Source organism: Cetobacterium sp. (assembly GCF_048470075.1).
Classification (GTDB): Bacteria; Fusobacteriota; Fusobacteriia; order Fusobacteriales; family Fusobacteriaceae; genus Cetobacterium_A.
Map to the genome: position 1 here is coordinate 1 of NZ_DBGBQB010000198.1, position 3,076 is coordinate 3,076.

Consider the following 3,076-nt stretch of genomic DNA (forward strand, 5'->3'; position numbering starts at 1 on the left):
GTAAAAGGGAGATAAAATTAAAAAAGTTATTTTACAGGAGCGTGATAGAGTGATTACTAATGAGTTATTTATAGGGGTTGTTTACTTTGCAGGGTTGTTGTCATTTTTTTCACCTTGTATATTTCCTCTACTTCCAGTGTATATCGGGATGTTAAGTAGAGGAGGAGAGAGGTCCATACTAAAAACTCTGGTCTTTGTATTGGGGCTTTCAATGAGCTTTGTCTTACTTGGCTTTGGAGCAGGTATTATCGGTGAGATTTTAATGAGTGATACATTTAGAATAATCAGTGGTATTTTGGTGATTTGTTTTGGAATTATTCAAATGGATATTATTAAAATACCTCTTTTAGAGAGAACAAAGTTAATGAATTTAGAAGTGGCAGAAAAAGATGGATTCATAGGAACATTTTTTTTGGGATTTACATTTAGTTTGGGATGGACACCATGTGTAGGTCCAATTTTAACATCAATTTTATTTATATCCAGTGGGGGAGGAAGCCCAATTTATGGTGCAATGATGATGTTTATATACGTTTTGGGACTAGCTACTCCCTTTGTTATATTTTCATATTCATATAGATATCTGGAAAAAAAATTGATAGGGATAAGAAAACATCTTAATTTATTAAAAAAGTTAGGAGGAGTCTTAATAGTAGGTATGGGGATTTTACTTTTAACTGATAATTTAAATCTATTTTTATGATAAAAATTAGGAGGTAAATATTATGAAAATATTAAAAAAAATACTTTGGATATCTCTACTTATTTTGGGATATAGTTTAAGTTATGGAAAGGAGAAAGATTTTTCAAATATTAAACTGAAGGATATAGATGGCATAGAGTATACATTTGGAGCTAGTGGAAAGGCAATATATGTGAAGTTTTGGGCTTCTTGGTGTCCTATATGCCTTTCTGGTTTGGAGGAGCTGGATAAACTAAGTGCAAAGGACAGAGAGTATGAGATTGTAACAATAGTATCTCCAGGAAAAAAAGGGGAGAAAAGTAGTGAAGAGTTTAAAAAATGGTATAAATCACTGGAATACAAAAATATTAAGGTTCTTTTAGATGAGAAAGGGGATAGTTTAAATCTAGTTAATGTGAGAGTGTATCCTACATCTGCAATTTTAAATGGAGAGGGTACAGTGGAAAGAGTTATTCCAGGGCATCTATCAAAGAGTGAGATAGAGAAAATATTTGTGTCAAATATAGAAAAAACTGAGAAAAATGTGGAAAAAAATGCATTGAATATAACAAAAATAGAGAGTAATATAGATGATAAATCAGGTAGTACAAAAATAGAGAAAAAGGACGTAGTTAAAGGGCAAAGTGAGAAAAATATTAAAGAGATATACTTAGCAGGTGGATGTTTTTGGGGTGTAGAGGCCTATATGGAAAGAATTCATGGAATAGAGGAGGTAGTCTCAGGGTATGCCAATGGAAACACTATTAATCCAAGCTATGAAGATGTTATATATAGAGGGACTGGACATGCAGAAACAGTTCGTGTGAAGTATGACTCCAATGAGATTAGTTTAGAGACACTATTGAAGTATTATTTTAAAATAATTGATCCAACTAGTGTAAATAAACAGGGAAATGATAGAGGAACACAATATAGAACAGGGGTTTACTATGTGGATGAGAGAGATAGAGAGATTGTGGAAAAAGAGATTACAGCACAGCAAAAGAACTATACTAAAAAGATTGTGGTGGAACTTCAACCTTTAAAAGGGTTCTATTTAGCAGAGGAATATCATCAGGATTATTTGAAAAAAAATCCAAATGGGTACTGTCATATAGATCTTTCTAAAGCCAATGAGATAATAGTAGATGAAAAAAAATATCCTAGATTGTCAGATGATATGTTAAAATCAAAATTGAATGAACAGCAATATGGAGTCACTCAAAACGCAGATACTGAAAGAGCCTTTAGAAATGAGTATTGGAACTTCTTTGAAGATGGAATATATGTGGATATAACAAGTGGAGAACCTCTATTTTCATCAAAGGATAAGTATGACTCAGCGTGTGGATGGCCTAGTTTTACAAAACCAATAGTGCCAGAGGTGGTAACTTATCATAGGGATAACAGCTATAATATGGAGAGAATAGAGGTTAGAAGTAGAAGTGGAAAGGCTCATTTAGGACATGTATTTGAAGATGGGCCAAGGGATAGAGGTGGCAAGAGATACTGTATAAATAGTGCATCTTTAGAGTTTATACCTGTGGAAAAAATGAAAGAGAAGGGGTATGGATATTTAATACCATCAGTTAAATAATATAGAAAAGTTGGAGGGAGAGTATGTGTTTAAATTATTGATAGCAGATGATGAACCATTGATGCGAAGAGGGATTCGGAATTTAATAGACCTGTCTAGCTTGGAGATTAAAGAGATATTTGAGGCAGAGACAGGTGAGGAGGCTATTCAAATATTTGAAGAGGTTCGCCCAGAGATAGTTCTTTTGGATATAAATATGCCTAAAATAGATGGGCTTACTGCTGCTAAAAAAATAAAACAGATAGCTCCAAATACTAAAATAGCCATTATAACTGGGTATAATTACTTTGATTATGCCCAAACGGCTATAAAAATTGGTGTGGAGGATTATATATTAAAACCAATATCTAAAAGTGATGTTTCTGAAATTGTTGCAAAACTTGTTTATCTATTACAGATAGATAAGAAAAATATGGAAACAGAAAGGCTTTTGCAACGAATTTTAAAAAGAGAGGCAGTGGATGAAGAGGAATCAAGAAATGATTATAGAGAACTTATTCAAAATATAATGGAAAATAGTTACAGTGATAGTCAATTTTCTTTGGTTGTTTTATCTGAAAAGTTAGGTTTAAGTCAGGGGTATTTAAGTGTTATGTTTAAAAAAATATTTGGCATACCGTTTCAAGACTATCTTTTACAGAAAAGAATGGAAAAAGCAAAGATACTTCTTTTAACAACGGAGTTAAAAAACTATGAGATAGCCGAACAGATTGGATTTGAAGATGTTAATTATTTTGGAATGAAGTTCAAAAGATACTATGGAATATCTCCTAAACAGTATAAAGAGCAGGTAATAC

Annotated in this window: 3 protein-coding genes; all 3 read left to right on the plus strand. The window is 32.4% G+C overall.

The window, feature by feature from the left end; all coding sequences use genetic code 11:
- Nucleotides 1-49 precede the first annotated feature (49 nt).
- A complete protein-coding gene (locus ACMOUI_RS07165) occupies nucleotides 50-703 on the plus strand; it encodes a cytochrome c biogenesis CcdA family protein (RefSeq protein ID WP_418965046.1) in 654 nt (217 codons plus the stop codon).
- Between the two features lie 22 nt (nucleotides 704-725).
- Complete coding sequence (gene msrAB / locus ACMOUI_RS07170; protein WP_418965047.1) at nucleotides 726-2,279, plus strand: bifunctional peptide-methionine (S)-S-oxide reductase MsrA/peptide-methionine (R)-S-oxide reductase MsrB; 1,554 nt, start codon at nucleotides 726-728, stop codon at nucleotides 2,277-2,279.
- A gap of 25 nt (nucleotides 2,280-2,304) precedes the next feature.
- Nucleotides 2,305-3,076: response regulator transcription factor (locus ACMOUI_RS07175; RefSeq protein ID WP_418965048.1), on the plus strand; the 772-nt coding region annotated here is incomplete at its 3' end.

Excerpts from the sequence above, each read along its gene's own strand:
- msrAB (WP_418965047.1), top strand. The coding sequence starts at position 726 with ATGAAAATATTAAAAAAAATACTTTGGATATCTCTACTTATTTTGGGA.